This window comes from Streptomyces pactum, from assembly GCF_002005225.1.
Classification (GTDB): Bacteria; Actinomycetota; Actinomycetes; order Streptomycetales; family Streptomycetaceae; genus Streptomyces; species Streptomyces pactum_A.
On the sequence record NZ_CP019724.1, the window covers coordinates 1,106,053 to 1,128,491 of the forward strand.

Sequence of the window (22,439 nt, forward strand, 5' to 3'; positions counted from 1 at the left end):
TAGGTGCTTCGGCGCCATTCGTAGAGACCCCGACTTCCGCAAGGGCAGGATCAAAGTGGCAGGCGAAGACACGCTCCGGACCTATCTCAAGCGGGCGACCACGGATCTGCGCCAGGCTCGCCGGCGTTTGCAGGAGGTGGAAGAGACCGCTCGTGAACCGATCGCGATCGTCGGCATGGGCTGTCGCTATCCCGGAGGCATCACCTCCCCTGCGACGCTCTGGGAGGTCGTCGTTCAGGGCCGGGACGCGATCAGCGACTTCCCGACGAACCGTGGCTGGGACCTGGACGCGCTGTTCGACCAGGACAGCACGCACGTCGATGCAGGCGCCCGGAGCCGGGAGGATGAGAGCGCCGACGAAGGCGCCAGTGACGGCGATGACGGGCGGACCGACGACGGTAATCCGAGTGGGGGCAGCCGACCCGGTACCTCAGCCACCCGTTACGGCGGGTTCCTCCACGACGCCGGCGCCTTCGACGCCGCGTTCTTCAACATCTCCCCCCGCGAAGCCAAAGCCATGGACCCCCAGCAACGACTCCTCCTGGAAACCGCCTGGGAAGCACTCGAAGACGCCCGACTCGACCCCCACACCCTGGCCGGCACCCCCACCGGCGTCTTCACCGGCCTCTCCCCCAACCACTACGGCACCCACGGCGACACCGAACTCGAGGGCTACCTCCTGACCGGCACCGCCCCCGCCGTCGCCTCCGGCCGCATCGCCTACACCCTCGGCCTCCACGGACCCGCCCTCACCATCGACACCGCCTGCTCCTCCTCCCTCGTCGCCGTCCACCTCGCCTGCCAAGCCCTCCGCAACAACGAATGCACCCTCGCCCTCGCCGGCGGCGCCACCATCATGGCCACCCCCGAAACCTTCCTCGAATTCAGCCGCCAAGGCGGCCTCGCCCCCGACGGCCGCTGCAAAGCCTTCGCCGCCGAAGCCGACGGCACCGGCTGGTCCGAAGGCGCCGGCATCATCGTCCTCCAACGCCTCAGCGACGCCCAAGCACAAGGCCGCACCATCCTCGCCCTCATCCCCGGATCCGCCGTCAACCAGGACGGCGCCAGCAACGGACTCACCGCACCCAACGGCCCCGCCCAAGAACGCGTCATCCACCAAGCCCTCACCAACGCCCACCTCACCCCCGACCAAATCGACGCCGTCGAAGCCCACGGCACCGGCACCACCCTCGGCGACCCCATCGAAGCCCACGCACTCCTCAACACCTACGGACAACACCACACCCCCCAACACCCCCTCTACCTCGGCTCACTCAAAACCAACATCGGCCACACCCAAGCCGCCGCAGGCATCGCCGGCATCATCAAAATGGTCCAAGCCCTCAACCACGACCACCTCCCCCCCACCCTCCACGCACACAACCCCTCACCCCACATCAACTGGACCACCGGCCACATCACCCTCCTCACCCAACCCACCCCCTGGCCCACACACAACCGCCCCCGCAACGCCGCAGTCTCAGCCTTCGGCGTCAGCGGAACCAACGCCCACCTCATCCTCCAACAAGCCCCCACACCCCCACACACCGACGAACCCACCACACCCCCGCAGGACGACAAAACCCTCGTCGTCCTGCCCCTCTCCGCCAAGTCCGCACCAGCGCTGCGCGCCCAAGCCACCCAACTAGGCGACCACCTCACCGACCACCCCGACCTCGGCCTCCCACAAACAGCAACCACACTCGCCACCCGCGCCGTCTTCGAACACCGCGCCGTCATCACCACCCACGACCGGGCCCAGGCCCTCGACGCCCTGCACGCACTGGCCGACTCAACCCCCCACGTCGCCCTCACCACCGGCCAGACCCCCACACCAGCCAGGAAACTCGCCTTCCTCTTCCCCGGACAGGGCTGCCAGTACCCCGGCATGGGACGCGGCCTCTACAACCGCCTCCCCGTCTTCACCGACGCCCTCGACGACACCTGCCGCGCCCTCGACGAACACCTCGAACACCCCCTACGCGACATCATCCTCGCCCAACCCGACACCCCCCAAGCCCAACTCCTCACCCGCACCGACTACACCCAACCCGCCCTCTTCGCCCTCACCACCGCCCTCTACCACCAACTCCGCGACCTCGGACTCACCCCCGACTACCTCATCGGACACTCCATCGGCGAAATCACCGCCGCCCACGCCGCCGGCATCCTCACCCTCACCGACGCCGCCACCCTCATCACCACCCGCGCCCGCCTCATGCACCAACTCCCCAACCACACCACCGGCATGCTCGCCGCCCACACCACACTCACCAACCTCACCCCCCACCTCACCAACCACCCCACCACCACCATCGCCGCCTACAACAGCCCCACCAACCACATCCTCGCCGACACCCACACCAACCTCACCACCCTCCAACACGACCTCACCACCCACGGCATCAAAACCACCCCCCTCCACACCACCCACGCCTTCCACTCCCCCCACATGAACCCCACCCTCGAAACCTTCCACCACACCGCACAACAACTCACCTACCACCCACCCACCATCCCCATCATCTCCACCCTCACCGGACAACCCACCACCACCGAACTCACCCACCCCACCCACTGGACCCAACACATCCGCCAACCCGTCCAACTCCACCAAGCCCTCACCCACACCCCACCCCACACCACCTACCTCGAAATCACCCCCCACCCCACCCTCACCCCCCACACACCACCCCACACCCCCACCCACACCACCCTCCACCGCAACCACAACGACCAACACCACCTCCACACCACCCTCGCCCACCTCCACACCACCGGCCACACCACCACCTGGCCCACCACCACCCACACCCACACCACCACCACCAGCAGCACGGCGAAACTGCCCACCTACCCCTTCCAGCGCGACACCTACTGGCTGAGCCCGCCCCGGACCGCTGCTGCACGTGAGAACGGTCCGGCACTGCTTCACCTCACCTGGGACGAGCACCCCACCCCCCACACCACCGCGGCACTGCCCGCCCACACCGCACTCCTGACCAACCCCTTCGACACACCTGACACACCGGTTGCGCCAGACGAGCCGCACAGGCCGGACAAGGCAGACAGGGCGGATGAACCGGACGGGCAGGATGACGGGCAGGCTGGGCCTGACGGACTGGGCGTGTCCGATGCACCCGATGCACCCGATGCCGGCCACCGTGTCCTCAGCGGACTGGTCCCCACCGCCAACCACTACCGCACCCTCACCGACCTCACCCACGCCCTGGACAACGCAACCACCGCCCCCGACACCCTCATCTGCCCACTCCCCACACCCACCACCACACCCACCGACCCCACCACCGACACCCACAACACCCTCACCGCCACCCTCCACCTCCTACAGACCTGGCTCGCCGACGAACGCACCACCCACACCCACCTCGTCCTCCTCACCCACCAAGCCGTCACCGTCACCCCCGACGAAGACCCCCACCTCACCCACGCCGCCACCACCGCCCTCATCCGCACCGCCCAGACCGAACACCCCCACCGCATCACCCTCATCGACCTCGACACCCACCCCGACACACCCACCACACTCCCCCACGCCCTCCACCACGCCCACACCCACCACCAACCCCAACTCGCCATCCGCCAAGGCCACATCCACACACCCGCCCTCCGCCACACCCACACCCCCACCACACCACCCCCCACCTGGAACCCACAAGGCACCGTCCTCATCACCGGCGGCACCGGAACACTCGCCGCACACACCGCACGCCACCTCATCACCCAGCACGGCGTACGCCACCTCCTCCTCGCCAGCCGCACCGGCCCCAACGCCCCAGGAGCCCATCAACTCACCACAGAACTACAAACCCTCGGAGCCGACGTCACACTCGCCGCCTGCGACATCGCCGACCCCCACGCCCTCACCCACCTCCTCACCACCCTCCCCGACACACACCCACTCACAGCCGTCATCCACACCGCAGGCCTCATCGACATGGCCCCCCTCCTCGAACTCACCCCCCAACAACTCCACACCGTCCTACGCCCCAAAGTCGACGCCGCCTGGAACCTCCACCACGCCACCCGCCACCTCAACCTCGACGCCTTCATCCTCTACTCCTCCCTCGCCGCCACCCTCGCCTCACCCGGACAGGCCAACTACGCCGCCGCCAACGCCTACCTCGACGCCCTTGCCCACCACCGACACCACCAAGGACTCCCCGCCACCAGCCTCGCCTGGGGCCCCTGGACCGACACCAACGGCATGATCCGCCACCTCAACACCACCACCCGCAAACACACCACCCGCACCGGATTCCCACCCCTCACCACCACCAACGCACTCCACCTCCTCGACACCGCACTCACCACCCACCACCCCACCACCACCGCCACCCACCTCAACACCACCACCCTCACCACCCAAGCCCACAACAACACCCTCCCCCCACTCCTCCACCACCTCACCCCCACACCGGCGGTACGTACCCGGTCGGCCGGTGAGAAAGCCGCGGGAGACGGCTCCTCCCTGAAGACCCGCTTGACGGGGCTCAACGAACAAGAACGCCTCGAACACCTCCTCAACCTCGTCCGCACCACCATCGCCACCGTCCTCGCCCACCCCGACCCCCACCACATCGACCCCCACCAACCCTTCAAACAACTCGGCTTCGACTCCCTCACCACCGTCCAGCTCCGCAACCACCTCACCCACACCACCGGACTCCACCTCCCCACCACCCTCGCCTTCGACCACCCCACACCCCACGCCCTCACCACCCACCTCAACCAACAACTCACCCCCCACACCAACCAAAAAGCCACCCACGACAAACCCACCACCACAACCACCACCGACGACCCCATCGCCATCGTCGGCATGGGCTGCCGCTTCCCCGGAAACATCACCTCACCCGACGCACTCTGGCACCTCATCACCCAAGGCCACGAAGCCATCACCGCCTTCCCCACCAACCGCGGCTGGAACCTCGACAAACTGTTCGACACCACCGGCAACACCGGTCACACCGGCGACACCGAGAGGAAACCCGGTACCTCAGCCACCCGTTACGGCGGATTCCTCCACGACGCCGGCGCCTTCGACGCCGCGTTCTTCAACATCTCCCCCCGCGAAGCCAAAGCCATGGACCCCCAGCAACGACTCCTCCTGGAAACCGCCTGGGAAGCACTCGAAGACGCCCGACTCGACCCCCACACCCTGGCCGGCACCCCCACCGGCGTCTTCACCGGCCTCTCCCCCAACCACTACGGCACCCACGGCGACACCGAACTCGAGGGCTACCTCCTGACCGGCACCGCCCCCGCCGTCGCCTCCGGCCGCATCGCCTACACCCTCGGCCTCCACGGACCCGCCCTCACCATCGACACCGCCTGCTCCTCCTCCCTCGTCGCCGTCCACCTCGCCTGCCAAGCCCTCCGCAACAACGAATGCACCCTCGCCCTCGCCGGCGGCGCCACCATCATGGCCACCCCCGAAACCTTCCTCGAATTCAGCCGCCAAGGCGGCCTCGCCCCCGACGGCCGCTGCAAAGCCTTCGCCGCCGAAGCCGACGGCACCGGCTGGTCCGAAGGCGCCGGCATCATCATCCTCCAACGCCTCAGCGACGCCCAAGCACAAGGCCGCACCATCCTCGCCCTCATCCCCGGATCCGCCGTCAACCAGGACGGCGCCAGCAACGGACTCACCGCACCCAACGGCCCCGCCCAAGAACGCGTCATCCACCAAGCCCTCACCAACGCCCACCTCACCCCCGACCAAATCGACGCCGTCGAAGCCCACGGCACCGGCACCACCCTCGGCGACCCCATCGAAGCCCACGCACTCCTCAACACCTACGGACAACACCACACCCCCCAACACCCCCTCTACCTCGGCTCACTCAAAACCAACATCGGCCACACCCAAGCCGCCGCAGGCATCGCCGGCATCATCAAAATGGTCCAAGCCCTCAACCACGACCACCTCCCCCCCACCCTCCACGCACACAACCCCTCACCCCACATCAACTGGACCACCGGCCACATCACCCTCCTCACCCAACCCACCCCCTGGCCCACACACAACCGCCCCCGCAACGCCGCAGTCTCAGCCTTCGGCGTCAGCGGAACCAACGCCCACCTCATCCTCCAACAAGCCCCCACCCCCACACACACCGACAAACCCACCCCGCCACACACCGACGAACCCACCACACCCCCACACACCGACGAACCCACCACACCCCCGCAGGACGACACATCCCTCGTCGCCCTGCCCCTCTCCGCCAAGTCCGCACCAGCGCTGCGCGCCCAAGCCACCCAACTACGCGACCACCTCACCGACCACCCCGACCTCGGCCTCCCACAAACAGCCACCACACTCGCCACCCGCGCCGTCTTCGAACACCGCGCCGTCATCACCGCTACCGACCGAGACCAGGCGCTGGCAGCGCTCACCGCCCTCGCCGAGAACTCTCCACACACGCTGCTCACCACCGGCCAGACCCCCACACCAGCCAGGAAACTCGCCTTCCTCTTCCCCGGACAGGGCTGCCAGTACCCCGGCATGGGACGCGGCCTCTACAACCGCCTCCCCGTCTTCACCGACGCCCTCGACGACACCTGCCGCGCCCTCGACGAACACCTCGAACACCCCCTACGCGACATCATCCTCGCCCAACCCGACACCCCCCAAGCCCAACTCCTCACCCGCACCGACTACACCCAACCCGCCCTCTTCGCCCTCACCACCGCCCTCTACCACCAACTCCGCGACCTCGGACTCACCCCCGACTACCTCATCGGACACTCCATCGGCGAAATCACCGCCGCCCACGCCGCCGGCATCCTCACCCTCACCGACGCCGCCACCCTCATCACCACCCGCGCCCGCCTCATGCACCAACTCCCCAACCACACCACCGGCATGCTCGCCGCCCACACCACACTCACCAACCTCACCCCCCACCTCACCAACCACCCCACCACCACCATCGCCGCCTACAACAGCCCCACCAACCACATCCTCGCCGACACCCACACCAACCTCACCACCCTCCAACACGACCTCACCACCCACGGCATCAAAACCACCCCCCTCCACACCACCCACGCCTTCCACTCCCCCCACATGAACCCCACCCTCGAAACCTTCCACCACACCGCACAACAACTCACCTACCACCCACCCACCATCCCCATCATCTCCACCCTCACCGGACAACCCACCACCACCGAACTCACCCACCCCACCCACTGGACCCAACACATCCGCCAACCCGTCCAACTCCACCAAGCCCTCACCCACACCCCACCCCACACCACCTACCTCGAAATCACCCCCCACCCCACCCTCACCCCCCACACACCACCCCACACCCCCACCCACACCACCCTCCACCGCAACCACAACGACCAACACCACCTCCACACCACCCTCGCCCACCTCCACACCACCGGCCACACCACCACCTGGCCCACCACCACCCACACCAGCCCCAACCGCAGCAGCAGCACGGCGAAACTGCCCACCTACCCCTTCCAACACCACACCCACTGGCTCACCCCACCCACAACAACCACCGCTTCTGCCACTGCCACCGCCCTCGGTCAGGGAGCAGCCCACCACCCGTTCCTCGGCGCTGTCCTCGACCTGCCCGAGCAGAGCACCACCGTGTTCACCGGTCAGATTTCACTCGACACCCACCCATGGCTGGCCGACCACACGATCCAGGGAACCGTGCTGCTGCCGGCAACCGCTGTCGTCGATCTCGCCCTGCACGCGGGGGACCATCTCGGCTGCCCCGTCGTCAGCGAGCTGACCCTGCACAGCCCGCTTGCTCTGTCCGGTGACACCGCGCGCGACCTGCGCCTCACCGCTGTACGGTCCGAGGAGGACGCCGCCTGCGCACTGACCGTTCATTCCCGTGCGTCCGAACACGACGAGTGGACCCACCACGCGTCCGCCACCCTCGCCGCCCAGGCGGCCGACGCAGTCGGCACCCTCGACGGAACCGACGCCTGGACCGCCTGGCCGCCCGCCGGAGCCACGCCCATTGATGTGACGACCACATATGACGAACTCTCCCGAAGCGGCTACCACTACGGGCCCCTCTTTCGAGGGCTCACGGCCGCGTGGCGGGACGGCGACGACGTGTACGCCGAGGTCGCCCTGCCGTCGGTCACGGACCCCGGCACCGGCACCGGCACCGGCGTGAGTACTGACGGCTACGGAGTCCACCCCGCGCTGCTCGACGCCGCGCTCCACCCCCTCGTCCTGCATTCCGACGAGACGGCCACGAAGCAGACTTCGTTGCCGTACAGCTTCGAGGGCCTCGCCCTGCACACCACCGGTGCCACGGCCCTCCGAGTCCGGCTCAGCCGTACCGGAGCCCATGCCCTCACGCTCACCGCGGCGGACTCAACCGGAGCGCCGGTCGCGACCATTGACACCCTGACATTGCGTCCCCAGGGGCCTTCCGTGCCCGCGCCACTGCATCACGTGCGCTGGATACACCGGCCACACCCCACCGAAACCCCCGACACCACCGCCACCCCCGACTTCACCCAACTCACCCTCACCCAAGCCCTCAACCAGCCAACCCCCACACCACCCCACCTCCTCATCCACCTCACCAACCCCGACACACCCCAAAACCAAGACCAACACCCCACCAACCACCAGACCCTCACCGACACCCTCAACCTCCTCCAACACTGGCTCACCGACGAACGCAACGCCCACACCCACCTCACCCTCACCACACACCACGCAGTCCCCATCACCCCCCACGACAACCCCAACCCCACCCACGCCACACTCTGGGGACTCATCCGCACCGCCCAAACCGAACACCCCCACCGCATCACCCTCATCGACCTCGACACCCACCCCGACACACCCACCACACTCCCCCACGCCCTCCACCACAGCCACACCCACCACGAACCCCAACTCGCCATCCGCCAAGGCCACATCCACACACCCCGACTCACCCGCCTCCCCACCCCACAACTCACCGGCACGGATCCGACCTGGAACCCGGAAGGCACCGTCCTGATCACCGGCGGCACCGGGGCGCTCGGGACCCACACCGCCCGGCATCTCGTCACCCGGCACGGCGTGCGCCGCCTCCTCCTCGTCAGCCGCAGCGGGCCCGATGCCCCTCATGCCTCACGACTCCGCCGGGAACTGGAGGAACTGGGTGCCGAGGTGACCGTCTCGGCGTGCGACGTCGCCGATCGCGGAGCCGTCGACGCACTGCTGCACGACCTCCCCGAACGGCATCCGCTGAGCGCCGTCGTACACATCGCCGGTGTCGTCGAGGACTCCACCTGCACGTCGCTGTCGGCGCGTGAGCTGGAAGCCGTCCTGCGCCCCAAGGCCGACGCGGCCTGGAACCTCCACCAGGCCACCCGCGACCTCGACCTCGACGCCTTCGTCCTCTACTCCTCCCTCGCGGCCACCGTCGGCTCCCCGGGGCAGGCCAACTACGCCGCCGCCAACGCCTACCTCGACGCCCTCGCCCACCACCGACACCACCAAGGACTCCCCGCCACCAGCCTCGCCTGGGGGCCGTGGGCCGACACCGACGGCATGGCCGGGCTGTTGAGCGAGACCGACGCGGCGCGCATCGCACGTACGGGATTCCCGGCGATGACGGCCGAGCAAGGGCTGGCCATGCTGGATGCCGCGCTGACCGGGCCGGACCATCCACTGCTCATCGGCACCGCGCTCGACACAGCCGCGCTGCGCGCCCGGGCCGACGTCGGGAGCCTCCCCCCGATCCTCACCGAGTTGGCTCCCCGTACCGTACGACGCACCCAGGGTGCAGGGGCACCGGCGGAGTCGGCCCCCGCCGCGAACTCACTCAGGGACCAGCTCGCCGGTCTCAACGCGGCCGAGCGGCAGGAGCGGCTGCTCGACCTCGTCCGACGCACCACGGCGTCGATCCTCGCGTACTCGGACCTGTCCGATGTTCCCGCGCGGTCGGGTTTCCTCGACCTGGGCCTCGACTCGCTGTCCACGATCGAGTTGCGCAACGTCCTGAGCCGGCTGAGCGGGCTACAACTGCCGGCGACACTCATCTTCGATCACCCCACGCCCTCTGCTCTGGCGCGCCATCTCGACGGCCGGCTCGCCGACAGTGGCGACGGGGAGCGGACGGACGTCCTGGGTGAGTTGCGCCGCCTGGATTCTTCTCTCTTCTCGGTTTCCGCAGGGAACGGCCGGTTGCGCGCCGAGGTGAAGGAACAGCTTCAGGCGATGTTGAAGCAGTTCGACGACGGGCGCGATGACAGCAGCGGGCGACTGGCGGACACACTCGTTTCGGCGTCCGCCGAAGAGGTCTTCCAGTTCATCGACCGAGAATTCAGTGACACCCTTCATGACTCCGGTGAGGCGGGTTCCCATGACTGATGAAAAGAAGCTCGTTGAGTACCTCAAACGGGTTACTGCGGATCTGTATCAGACGCGTCAGCGCCTGCAGGACGTGACGGACAGTGCCCATGAGCCCATTGCGATCGTGGGCATGGCGTGCCGCTTGCCCGGTGGGGTGAGTTCACCGCAGGAGCTGTGGAACCTGGTCGCACAAGGCCGGGACGCCATCTCCGACTTCCCGACCAATCGTGGCTGGGACCTGTCCGCCCTCTACCACCCCGATCCGGAGCACCCCGGCACTTCTTACACGCGTTCCGGTGGCTTCCTGCACGACGCCGATCAGTTCGACGCCGAATTCTTCAACATCTCCCACCGCGAGGCGCAGGCGATGGACCCGCAGCAACGTCTGCTGCTTGAGGTGGCATGGGAGGCTCTGGAGGATTCCGGTGTCGATCCGTATTCCATGGCGGACAGTAATACCGGGGTGTACACGGGGGTTTCAGCGCACGATTACGGCCCTCGGGTGACGCATGCTCCTGAGGAGTACCAGGGGTATCTGATGTCCGGGAGTTCGGGGAGTGTGGCGTCGGGGCGGATCGCGTACACCCTCGGGCTCCAGGGGCCGACCATGACCGTGGACACCGCGTGTTCGTCGTCACTGGTCGCCGTGCATCTCGCCTGCCAGGCCATCCGCAACGGCGAATGCGAGATGGCACTGGCCGGCGGAGCAGCCGTGCTTCCCACGCCCGCCGTCTTCCTGGAATTCAGCCGCCAGGGCGGCCTCGCCCCCGACGGCCGCTGCAAAGCCTTCGCCGCCGAAGCCGACGGCACCGGCTGGGCCGAAGGCGTGGGGTTGATCGTGCTGCAGCGTCTCAGCGACGCCCAGGCGCAGGGACGGACCATCCTCGCCGTCATCCCCGGGTCCGCGGTGAACCAGGACGGTGCCAGTAGCCGACTGACCGCACCCAACGGCCCCGCCCAGGAACGCGTCATCCACCAAGCCCTCACCAACGCCCACCTCACCCCCGACCAGATCGACGCCGTCGAAGCCCACGGCACCGGCACCACCCTCGGCGACCCCATCGAAGCCCACGCACTCCTCAACACCTACGGACAACACCACACCCCCCAACACCCCCTCTACCTCGGCTCACTCAAAACCAACATCGGCCACACCCAAGCCGCCGCAGGCATCGCCGGCATCATCAAAATGGTCCAAGCCCTCAACCACGACCACCTCCCCCCCACCCTCCACGCACACAACCCCTCACCCCACATCAACTGGACCACCGGCCACATCACCCTCCTCACCCAACCCACCCCCTGGCCCACACACAACCGCCCCCGCAACGCCGCAGTCTCAGCCTTCGGCGTCAGCGGAACCAACGCCCACCTCATCCTCCAACAAGCCCCCACCCCCACACCCCCACCCGACAACAAACCCACCCCGCCACACACCGACGAACCCACCACACCCCCGCAGGACGACACATCCCTCGTCGCCCTGCCCCTCTCCGCCAAAACCCCCACCGCGCTCACAGCCCAGGCCGACCGACTCCGCCGCCACCTCACCGACCACCCCGACCTCGGCCTCCCACAAACAGCCACCACACTCGCCACCCGCGCCGTCTTCGAACACCGCGCCGTCATCACCGCTACCGACCGAGACCAGGCGCTGGCAGCGCTCACCGCCCTCGCCGAGGGTTCTCCACACGCGCTGCTGACCACCGGGAAGGCCACGAGCGGTCCTGGAGAGGCCGGCACGGGCAAAGTGGTGTTCGTCTTTCCCGGGCAGGGTTCGCAGTATCCGGGTATGACCCGGGAGTTGCTCGCCACCTCCGACGGCTTCAGGCGCGGCATCGAGGAGTGCGAGGATGCTCTCTCTCCCTACCTCGACTGGTCTCTCCTCCAGGTGCTCGAAGAGCATCCCGACGCGCCCGGTCTCGACCGCGTCGACGTCGTCCAGCCCGTGCTCTTCGCTGTCATGGTCGCCCTGGCCCGCCACTGGCAGGACTCGGGCGTCCGCCCCCACGCGGTCATCGGTCACTCCCAGGGGGAGATCGCCGCCGCCCACATCGCCGGGGCCCTGTCCCTGGCGGACGCGGCCAGAATCGTCGCCCTGCGCAGCCAGGCGCTCACCACCCTGGAGGGACAGGGCGGCATGGCATCACTGCCCCTTGCCGCCGAGAAGGTCCAAGGACTCCTCGATCCCTGGCGCGAGCAGCTCACAGTCGCGGCCGTCAACGGCCCCGCCCACACCGTCATCGCCGGTGACGCCTCCGCCCTGGAGGAGTTCCTCGACCACTGCGCGAAGCGGGACGTCGAAGCACGCAAGATCAACGTCAGTTACGCCTCTCATTCCCATCACGTCGACGCGCTCCACGACGAACTCCACCAGGCCCTGGCCGCCGTCACGCCCCTCCCCGGTGAGATTCCCTTCCACTCCACCGTCACCGCCGGCCCGCTCGACACCCGCGAGCTCACGCCCGCCTACTGGTGGCGGAATCTCCGCCAGACCGTCCGGCTCCAGGAGACCCTCCACGAGCTTCTCGACACCGGTCACCACACTTTCCTCGAGATCAGCCCCCACCCGGTACTGACGCCGGCCGTCCAGGACACCGCCGACCGGCATGCCGTCGACTCGCCGGACGGCATCACGCCGCTCGTCACGGGCACGCTGCACCGCAACCAGGGCGACCACCAGGCACTCCTCACCGCACGAGCGCAGCTCCACACCCACCATCACACTCTCGACTGGCCCATCACTCCCGCGCGGGGCCGGGGCACGAAGCTGCCGACCTACGCCTTCCAGCGGGACTCGTACTGGTTGACGCCGCCCCTGTCGGCCGACGCGTCCGCCACCGCGCTCGGCCAGACGGCAGCCGGTCACCCTCTGCTCGGCGCCATGCTCGACCTGCCCGATCAGCGCGCGACGGTCTTCACCGGGCAGATATCCTTGTCGACCCACCCTTGGCTCGCCGATCACGCCGTGCACGACACGGCACTGCTCCCCGCCACCGGCGTCGTCGACCTCGCGCTGCATGCCGGTGCTCATCTGGCCTGTCCGTACGTGCACGAACTGACGCTGCACGCCCCGCTGCGGCTCGCCGACGACACGTCGTACGACCTGTATCTCCTGGCCGAGGAACCGGACGAGAGCGGTCTGCGCAAGCTCGTCCTGCATTCGCGCCCGCACGACCACGACGAGTGGACCCATCACGCCGACGCCGTCCTGGCCCCGCATCCCCTTTCGGAGGCGGCCCCTTCCGCCGACCTGACGGGGGTCTGGCCGCCGGCCGGATCCGTCCCGCTCGACACGAGCGCCCTCTACGACGAACTCGCCGGGCGCGGCTACCACTACGGGCCCGTCTTCCAGGGAATCACGGCCGCGTGGCAGGACGGTGACGACGTGTACGCCGACGTCGCCCTGCCGTCGAACACCGCCGCCGGGGGCTACCGCACCCATCCCGCGCTGCTCGACGCCGCGCTGCACGCTCTCGCCCTGCACCCGGACCGCGGCGACGGTACCGAAACGGCACTGCCCTATGCCTTCCGGGGCATCACGCACCACGGCGGACCGGCCGCCCCCGCCTCTCTCCGGGTCCGTCTCACCAGGACCGGACCACAAACGCTCACGCTGGTGACCAGTCACGCCGACGGCACACCACACACGACCGTCAGCGGTCTCACCCTGCTGCCGCAGTCGGCCGCCGCCCAGCCCGCGCCACTGCATCACGTGCGCTGGATACGCCGACCACTCCCCACCGAAACCCCCGACACCACCGCCACCCCCGACTTCACCCAACTCACCCTCACCCAAGCCCTCAACCAGCCAACCCCCACACCACCCCACCTCCTCATCCACCTCACCAACCCCGACACACCCCAAAACCAAGACCAACACCCCACCAACCACCAGACCCTCACCGACACCCTCAACCTCCTCCAACACTGGCTCACCGACGAACGCAACGCCCACACCCACCTCACCCTCACCACACACCACGCAGTCCCCATCACCCCCCACGACAACCCCAACCCCACCCACGCCACACTCTGGGGACTCATCCGCACCGCCCAAACCGAACACCCCCACCGCATCACCCTCATCGACCTCGACACCGACCCCGACACACCCACCACACTCCCCCACGCCCTCCACCACAGCCACACCCACCACGAACCCCAACTCGCCATCCGCCAAGGCCACATCCACACACCCCGACTCACCCGCCTCCCCACCCCACAACTCACCCCGCCCGCCGACGCGGCCGCGTGGCGGCTCGACCTGACCCGCAAAGGCACGTTCGAGGGCGTCGAGATGGTTCCCTACGAGCAGGCCGTCGCCCCACTCGCCGCCGGTTCGGTCCGGGTGTCGGTACGGGCCGCCGGGCTCAATTTCCGGGACGTGCTGGTGACGTTGGACATGGTCCCGGGCCAGGAGGGCGTCATCGGTGAGGGTGCCGGCATCGTGACCGAGGTGGGCCGGGCCGTGGAGGATCTCGCGCCTGGCGACCGGGTGATGGGCATGTTCTCCCAGGGAATCGGCCCCGTCTCGGTCACGGAACGGGACCTGCTCGTGCGGATGCCCGACAGTTGGTCGTTCACCCAGGCCGCCGCCGCACCGGTCGCGTACCTCACGGCGTACGAAGCGCTCAAGGGCCATGTCCGTGCCGGGGAATCGATGCTCGTGCACACCGCGACCGGCGGCGTCGGAACCGCGGCACTGCATCTGGCCAGGCACTGGGGCGTCGAGGTGTACGCGACGGCGAGCGAACCCAAGTGGCACGCTCTTCACGAACTCGGTGTCGACGCCGCGCACATCGCGTCGTCCCGCACCCTGGAGTTCGAGGACGTGTTCCGCGAGCGCACCGGAGGGCGAGGCGTCGACATAGTCCTCAACTCCCTCGCCGACGAGGCCGTTGACGCGTCACTGCGGCTGCTCGCCGACGGCGGCCGGTTCATCGAGATGGGCAAGACCGACATCCGTGACGCGAGTGAGGTCGCCACGTCGCACCCCGGCGTCGACTACCGCGTGTACGACCTGACGCGAACCGCACCAGAACGGATCGGTGCACTCCTGCACGAGATGGCCCCTCTGTTCGACACAGGGGTGCTGCTGCCGCCCCGCGTCAACACCTTCGGGGCCAACCAGGCCCGTGAGGCGCTGCGCCATCTCAGCCAGGCCCGGCACATCGGCAAGGTCGTCCTGACCTTCTCCGTGCCGCCGGGAACCGACGGTACCGTCCTCATCACGGGCGGCACCGGTGTCCTCGGCGCGCTGACCGCCCGGCACCTGGCCACCGAACACGGGGTACGCCGCCTCCTCCTCGCCAGCCGGTCCGGCCCCCGGTCCGAAAGCGCCGCCGACCTGGCCACGGACCTGCGGGCAATGGGCGCACATGTCGACATCGTCGCCTGCGACATGGCCGACCCCGCGGCAGTCGACGCGCTCATGGCCGCTGTTCCCGCCGAACACCCACTGCGGGCCGTCATCCATACAGCCGGGGCCATCGAGGACGCCACGGTCACCGCCCTCACCGCCGAACAGTTCCGAACGGTGCTGCGACCGAAGGCCGATGCCGCCTGGAACCTCCACCGGGCCACCCGCCACCTCGATCTGGACGCCTTCGTCCTCTACTCCTCGCTCTCCGGCACGCTCGGCGCTCCCGGGCAGGCCAACTACGCCGCCGCCAACGCCTACCTGGACGCACTCGCCCAGCACCGACGGGCGCTCGGGCTGCCCGCGACGAGCCTTGCCTGGGGTCTGTGGGCCGAGCACAGCGGCATGACCGGCCATCTCGCGGAGACCGACATCGCACGGATCACACGGTCGGGCTTCCCTCCGCTCGCGACCGAGGAAGCGCTCGCCCTGCTGGATGCCGCCCTCGTCACATCCGAATCCGCCCCCGTGCTCGCCCGGGTCGGCACGCCCGCCCTTCTCACCCAGTCGCGGAACGGCACGCTGCCCACGCTGCTTCGCGGTCTCGTACGCGCACCGGCGGTACGTACCCGGTCGGCCGGTGAGGGAGCCGCGGGAGACGGCTCCTCCCTGAAGACCCGCTTGACGGGGCTCAACGAACAAGAACGCCTCGAACACCTCCTCAACCTCGTCCGCACCACCATCGCCACCGTCCTCGCTCACCCCGATCCCCACCACATCGATCCCCACCAGCCCTTCAAACAACTCGGCTTCGACTCCCTCACCACCGTCCAGCTCCGCAACCACCTCACCCACACCACCGGACTCCACCTCCCCACCACCCTCGCCTTCGACCACCCCACACCCCACGCCCTCACCACCCACCTCAACCAACAACTCACCCCCCACACCAACCAAAAAGCCACCCACGACAAACCCACCACCACAACCACCACCGACGACCCCATCGCCATCGTCGGCATGGGCTGCCGCTTCCCCGGAAACATCACCTCACCCGACGCACTCTGGCACCTCATCACCCAAGGCCACGAAGCCATCACCGCCTTCCCCACCAACCGCGGCTGGAACCTCGACAAACTGTTCGACACCACCGGCAACACCGGTCACACCGGCGACACCGAGAGGAAACCCGGCACCTCAGCCACCCGTTACGGCGGATTCCTCCACGACGCCGGCGCCTTCGACGCCGCGTTCTTCAACATCTCCCCCCGCGAAGCCAAAGCCATGGACCCCCAGCAACGACTCCTCCTGGAAACCGCCTGGGAAGCACTCGAAGACGCCCGACTCGACCCCCACACCCTGGCCGGCACCCCCACCGGCGTCTTCACCGGCCTCTCCCCCAACCACTACGGCACCCACGGCGACACCGAACTCGAGGGCTACCTCCTGACCGGCACCGCCCCCGCCGTCGCCTCCGGCCGCATCGCCTACACCCTCGGCCTCCACGGACCCGCCCTCACCATCGACACCGCCTGCTCCTCCTCCCTCGTCGCCGTCCACCTCGCCTGCCAAGCCCTCCGCAACAACGAATGCACCCTCGCCCTCGCCGGCGGCGCCACCATCATGGCCACCCCCGAAACCTTCCTCGAATTCAGCCGCCAAGGCGGCCTCGCCCCCGACGGCCGCTGCAAAGCCTTCGCCGCCGAAGCCGACGGCACCGGCTGGTCCGAAGGCGCCGGCATCATCATCCTCCAACGCCTCAGCGACGCCCAAGCACAAGGCCGCACCATCCTCGCCCTCATCCCCGGATCCGCCGTCAACCAGGACGGCGCCAGCAACGGACTCACCGCACCCAACGGCCCCGCCCAAGAACGCGTCATCCACCAAGCCCTCACCAACGCCCACCTCACCCCCGACCAAATCGACGCCGTCGAAGCCCACGGCACCGGCACCACCCTCGGCGACCCCATCGAAGCCCACGCACTCCTCAACACCTACGGACAACACCACACCCCCCAACACCCCCTCTACCTCGGCTCACTCAAAACCAACATCGGCCACACCCAAGCCGCCGCAGGCATCGCCGGCATCATCAAAATGGTCCAAGCCCTCAACCACGACCACCTCCCCCCCACCCTCCACGCACACAACCCCTCACCCCACATCAACTGGACCACCGGCCACATCACCCTCCTCACCCAACCCACCCCCTGGCCCACACACAACCGCCCCCGCAACGCCGCAGTCTCAGCCTTCGGCGTCAGCGGAACCAACGCCCACCTCATCCTCCAACAAGCCCCCACCCCCACACACACCGACAAACCCACCCCGCCACACACCGACGAACCCACCACACCCCCACAGGACGACAAAACCCTCGTCGCCCTGCCCCTCTCCGCCAAGTCCGCACCAGCGCTGCGCGCCCAAGCCACCCAACTACGCGACCACCTCACCGACCACCCCGACCTCGGCCTCCCACAAACAGCCACCACACTCGCCACCCGCGCCGTCTTCGAACACCGCGCCGTCATCACCGCTACCGACCGAGACCAGGCGCTGGCAGCGCTCACCGCCCTCGCCGAAAACTCTCCACACACGCTGCTCACCACCGGCCAGACCCCCACACCAGCCAGGAAACTCGCCTTCCTCTTCCCCGGACAGGGCTGCCAGTACCCCGGCATGGGACGCGGCCTCTACAACCGCCTCCCCGTCTTCACCGACGCACTCGACGACACCTGCCGCGCCCTCGACGAACACCTCGAACACCCCCTACGCGACATCATCCTCGCCCAACCCGACACCCCCCAAGCCCAACTCCTCACCCGCACCGACTACACCCAACCCGCCCTCTTCGCCCTCACCACCGCCCTCTACCACCAACTCCGCGACCTCGGACTCACCCCCGACTACCTCATCGGACACTCCATCGGCGAAATCACCGCCGCCCACGCCGCCGGCATCCTCACCCTCACCGACGCCGCCACCCTCATCACCACCCGCGCCCGCCTCATGCACCAACTCCCCAACCACACCACCGGCATGCTCGCCGCCCACACCACACTCACCAACCTCACCCCCCACCTCACCAACCACCCCACCACCACCATCGCCGCCTACAACAGCCCCACCAACCACATCCTCGCCGACACCCACACCAACCTCACCACCCTCCAACACGACCTCACCACCCACGGCATCAAAACCACCCCCCTCCACACCACCCACGCCTTCCACTCCCCCCACATGAACCCCACCCTCGAAACCTTCCACCACACCGCACAACAACTCACCTACCACCCACCCACCATCCCCATCATCTCCACCCTCACCGGACAACCCACCACCACCGAACTCACCCACCCCACCCACTGGACCCAACACATCCGCCAACCCGTCCAACTCCACCAAGCCCTCACCCACACCCCACCCCACACCACCTACCTCGAAATCACCCCCCACCCCACCCTCACCCCCCACACACCACCCCACACCCCCACCCACACCACCCTCCACCGCAACCACAACGACCAACACCACCTCCACACCACCCTCGCCCACCTCCACACCACCGGCCACACCACCACCTGGCCCACCACCACCCACACCAGCCCCAACCGCAGCAGCAGCACGGCGAAACTGCCCACCTACCCCTTCCAACACCACACCCACTGGCTCACCCCACCCACAACAACCACCGCAACCCCCAACAGCCACCCCCTCCTTGGGAACGCCCTCGACCTGGCTGACACCCAAGAGCACCGCTTCTCCCAGGTCTTGGAGACCGCGAGGCCCTGGTTCCTGGAGCAGCACCAGCTTGTCGGCACCGTCGTGCTGCCCGCTGCCGCGATGCTGGAGTGGGCCGTCGCCGGAATGCGCGCCGTCGCCGGTGAGGAGGTCTCCGGGCTGCTTTTGGAGGACGTCACCTTCAACGAGTTCCTGCACTTCGGTGCCGACGTTCCCGTCAAGGTGCAGGCCTCCGTCGTGGCCGAGGGAGACGGGTACCGGGTCCGCTGCTTCGGCCGGCCCGACGAGACGGTCGACGGCGGCCGGGACGGGCGGTGGACCGAGCACATGACGGTCGGCCGCGCTTCGCGCGGCGCCCGCTCCTCCCTACCGCGCGTGGACCTCGACTCGCTGCGCGACGAGATGCGGACGGTGGACACGGACGGCTTCTACGAGCGCCTGTGGCACATCGGCGTCGAGTACGGTTCCGCCTTCCGCGGCCTCAAGCAGGTGCTGCGCCGGGGCGACGCCGAGGCGCTCGCGCTGGTCGAGGTCGAGGAGGCCGGGCGTGACTCGGGGGCGTACACGCTGCATCCGGTGGTGCTGGACGCGTGTTTCCACGTCGTCGCGATGTTCACGGAGGGCGAGGAGATACTTCGCCTTCCCGTGGGCCTCGACCGCGTCGCCGTGCACGGGGCGCTGCCCTCGCGGGTGTGGGGTCACGCACGCTGGCACGGAATCGGCGCGTCCGGCGAGTGCTCGATGGACCTGGACCTGGTGGCGGACTCCGGCGAGGTACTGGTGACGGTCGAGGGACTTCGGTTCCGTACGGTCTCCGTCGACGCGCTGCGCGGCATGGCCGTCACCCGTCCTCGTCGGTACGAGATCGAGTGGCAGCCGTTCGCGCCGCCGTCGCCGGTGGACGGCTCAGCGGCGGAGGCAGCCGGTGAGTGGCTGGTCATCGGTGCCGGCCACGGTGACGGACATGGCGGCGCGTCGGCCGCTGCGGACGGTCCGGTCACCTGGCACGGACGCTTCGCCTCGGAGAGCGACGATCGGGCCCTCCTGCCCGTGGACCCGGAGTCGGAACTCGATCTGGACCAGTTCTTCGGGGAACGCGTGACCAGTGCGCTCGAAGCGCTGTCTTCGCGCGACGGCGAGGCTCGGCCACAGCTCGCGGGGCTCGTGCTGGACGCGGCGTCCCTCGCGGCGGCGAGCGGGCCCGGTCCGCAGGAGAACGAGAACGGGGACGGAGCGGACAGGGACGAAGTGCACGGGGACGGAGTGGACGGGGACGGAGTGGACGGGATCTACCGGCTCGCCCGGCACTCCTTCCTTCTCCTCAAGCACTTCCTCCGGGCTCACGCGGAGGACCGACCGCACGTCGTCATCCGCTCGGCGGGCGCTGCGGCGGTGCCCGGCGAGGCAGGCCGTCCAGCGCTCGCGCAGTCCGTACTCACCGGCGTCGCGCGGGCCGTGATCTCTGATCACCCCGACATCAAGTGCGTCCAGGTCGACGCCCATCCCGCCGATCCCCCACGGTCGCTCGAGGAGACGCTGGAGCGTGTGGCCCTGCTTCCGGGGGCCGGGCATCTGGCGGTCCGCGGCGGGCGCTGGTACGAGGCGCGGCTCACGGAGCGCGAACTGCCGGGCGGCCGGCCGCCCGTCACCGTACGGCCCGACGGCACGTATCTGGTCACGGGTGGCCTGGGTGGTCTGGGTCTTGAGGTCGCGGGGTGGCTGGCCCGGCAGGGGGCGCGGTCGCTGCTCCTGGTGGGACGTCGCGTGCCCGGTGACGGCGAGGTGCCGGCCGAGGTCTTGGCGCTGCGCGCGAGCGGGGTGCGGGTCGAGCTGCGGCAGGCCGATGTGACGCGCCGGGACGACGTGGCGCGGCTCTTCTCGTCCGTGCGGTGGGAGTCGGCGCCGTTGCACGGGGTCTTCCATCTGGCCGGGGTCACGGATGACGCGGTGCTCGACAAGCTGACGTGGCCGCGCGTCGAGCAGGTCCTCGATCCCAAGGTCCGAGGTGCCTGGCATCTACACCAGGAGTGCGCGCGGGCCGGGCAGGAGCCGGACGCCTTCGTTCTGTTCTCCTCCATGACGTCGCTGACCGGCGCCCCGGGACAGGCGGGTTACGTCCTGGCGAACACGGTCCTCGACGCCTTTGCCGTCCACCGCAGGAGCTTGGGACTGGCCGCGCTGAGCGTGGGCTGGGGCGCGTGGGCCGAGGTCGGCATGGCGGCTCGCGGGGGCTCGTTGGAGGGCCTGGCCGCGACCGGTGTGGACGCGATGGATCCGCGGCAGGCTTTCGACGCGTTCACGCGCCTCGGGGCCGGCACCTCGGCGCATCTGGGTCTGGCCCGCATGGACTGGCACCGGTACGCGGCCGTCGCAGCGCGCTCGGTGCCGTACACCGTTCTGGACACCCTGCGTCCGCGGGGCGGGCGCGCGGTGGGGGGAGTCGCCACGACCTCGGCCGACGAACTGGCCGCGCTGGTGGGGACCGATCCCGAGCGGGCCCGCGAGGTGGTTCTCGGTGAGCTGCTCGGGAGTGTGGCGCTCCTCCTCGGACTGGCCGACGCGGAGCGCGACGCGCTGCGCGGCACCTTCGCCGGGACGCGTCTGAACGTGCTGGGGCTGGACTCGTTGACGACGGTGCGGCTGCGCAGCCGGCTGCTCACGGACTACTCCGCCGATGTGCCCTCGGACCTGCTGTTCGGCGGGGGAACCGCCTGGGACATCGCCGAGTTCGTCTGCCGTCAGCTCGCGCTGCGCAGCGTACTCGCGGGCGACGACGCCGGTCTGGACGACTCCGAGACAGAGGTGCTGACGCTGTGACCCACCGGGTTAGCTCCGCGTCGCGGCCGGTGCGGCGGAGCACGAGACGTCCGGCCGGCGCCCTGAAGTCCGACGCCCTCAAGCCCAACGCCCTCAAGCCCGACGCCCTGAAGTCCGACGCCCTGAAGGAAGAGGTTCCGCAGTGAGCACGGG

The 22,439-nt window shown here is 68.8% G+C and carries 3 protein-coding genes; all 3 read left to right on the forward strand.

From position 1 onward, the window contains the following. Positions 1–55: 55 nt before the first annotated feature. The 3 genes from B1H29_RS38770 to B1H29_RS37935 are packed head-to-tail and all read left to right on the forward strand — an operon-like array spanning position 56 to position 22,432. Positions 56–10,381, forward strand: a complete 10,326-nt coding sequence (locus B1H29_RS38770) for a type I polyketide synthase (RefSeq protein ID WP_159027774.1) — start codon at positions 56–58, stop codon at positions 10,379–10,381. After that, positions 10,374–22,286 carry a type I polyketide synthase gene (locus B1H29_RS39825; protein WP_159027775.1) on the forward strand — a complete coding sequence of 3,971 codons (11,913 nt, stop codon included), beginning with the start codon at positions 10,374–10,376 and terminating at the stop codon, positions 22,284–22,286. The genes B1H29_RS38770 and B1H29_RS39825 overlap by 8 nt, the downstream gene beginning before the upstream one ends. Continuing rightward, positions 22,283–22,432 (forward strand): hypothetical protein, encoded by a 150-nt coding sequence (locus B1H29_RS37935; RefSeq protein ID WP_159027776.1) that lies wholly within the window; start codon positions 22,283–22,285, stop codon positions 22,430–22,432. Before B1H29_RS39825 ends, B1H29_RS37935 begins: the two co-directional genes overlap by 4 nt. Positions 22,433–22,439: the final 7 nt, after the last annotated feature.

Excerpts from the sequence above, each read along its gene's own strand:
- B1H29_RS39825 (WP_159027775.1), top strand. The coding sequence starts at position 10,374 with ATGACTGATGAAAAGAAGCTCGTTGAGTACCTCAAACGGGTTACTGCG.